A 1,500-nucleotide genomic window follows, 5' to 3' on the forward strand; every position below is an offset into this window, starting at 1 on the left:
CAGTAGTCTTGCTGGCTTCTTAAAAAATCAAGCCTATGAGTATGCACAGCATCAAGAACGATACTTTCTAATTCTTCATCACTTAATTTGTCATCCATCACACACCCCCGAAAATCTTAGCGTTCATGCTGGCAACCACATTGCTAACATGGCCGTCTGATAGATGCGCGTAGCGTTTGACCATCGCCAAGGTTTTATGCCCCAAGACTTCAGCGATTTCGGCCAAGCTGGCGCCGTTCATGGCGAGATAAGAAGCAGTGCAATGCCTCAAGTCGTGCCAGTGGAAGTCGCAAATTTCCGCCGCATTTAGGGCATTTTCGAAAGGCTTTCTAAGGTCAATCGGCTTGTCCTTGTGGATGTTTCCGGGGAAAAGCAAATCGGTATCGAGGCGCCTTACCTTGGCATGTTCCCGTAACAGTTCCAACCCATGACCGGCTAAAGGAACCCGCCGCCGTTCGCCGTTTTTGGTTTCGTGCAGGATAATGAAGCCGTCCTTTAAATTAACATCCTGCCATTTAAGGCCCATCAATTCGCCTTGTCGCATGCCTGTGGACAGCGCCAGAATGGCGCATAGATAAAGCCAATCATTGCTTGATTGCTGGCATGCGGATAAAAATCGTTGCCGCTCGTCGTCGTCCAGAAAACGGACACGGCCACGGGGCAATTTAGGGCTTTTCACTTTCTTAACCGGGTTATCCTCTAGCCAGCCCCAGTCATTGACCGCCACCGTGAAGGCGTGGGATAAGTTTTTAAGATATTTGTCTACCGTTGCGGCGCTTTGGGTCATCTTGGCCTTATGCTCGGTTATCGCCGCCGGTGTCACATCGGCAAGCGAGCAATGGCCGATTGCTTGCCGCCACCATTCCAGCTTGCTTTTGCGTTCCTTCTGCTCTTTTTCGTTGTAATGGGGCAGGACTTCGGAATAGTAGCGGGCCAGCATATCGCCAATGCTGTGCTTTTTAGCTTCGGCGGTTTTGAAGTGTCGGCCTTCTCTGATTGCTGATTCTGTAGCCGCTGCCCATTTTTTGGCATCTGTCAGCCGGTCAAAGGTTGCAGATTGCGCCGGGTAGCCTTTTAGTCTGACTTTGACACGATAGGATTTTTCGCCCTTGTCGTTGGTGCGTGGTTCAATGCTTGCCATGTAATCCCCTTGGGGCAATGGCGGTATAATTTGCGGTAGCCATTGCTTAACCCGTTCTGTTAAGTGGTGGTTAGGGTCTGGCGGTGTTGGTAGCACTTCCAGGCCCGTTTTTTTGCTTCGGTGAAATGCTACAACAACAAGCAAAAAATAACAACAACGCTGTATCAATGCGGCGACCTATACTCTCTATCCATTGATATTAAAAGGATAATGATTGTTAAATTTCAAAATGGGACACTCACGGGACAATTGAAAACAAAGAACGACCTTTTGGGCTGATTTTTGGCCGTCTGCGGGTATGTTGGGCATGGTGAATTTAGCGATTCTAGCCGGCGCTAGAGTAGGCGCATTTGTCGAAG

1 protein-coding gene is annotated in these 1,500 nt (G+C 49.2%); it reads right to left on the reverse strand.

Annotated features, from left to right (window positions below; translation table 11 throughout):
* Positions 1-97: 97 nt before the first annotated feature.
* Positions 98-1,141 carry a tyrosine-type recombinase/integrase gene (locus tag NP603_RS21805; protein WP_256612971.1) on the reverse strand — a complete coding sequence of 348 codons (1,044 nt, stop codon included), beginning with the start codon at positions 1,139-1,141 and terminating at the stop codon, positions 98-100.
* Positions 1,142-1,500: the final 359 nt, after the last annotated feature.

Source organism: Methylomonas aurea (assembly GCF_024505045.1).
GTDB lineage: Bacteria > Pseudomonadota > Gammaproteobacteria > Methylococcales > Methylomonadaceae > Methylomonas > Methylomonas aurea.

Coding starts and splice junctions, on each gene's coding strand:
- NP603_RS21805 (WP_256612971.1), bottom strand. CDS start 1,141: ATGGCAAGCATTGAACCACGCACCAACGACAAGGGCGAAAAATCCTAT.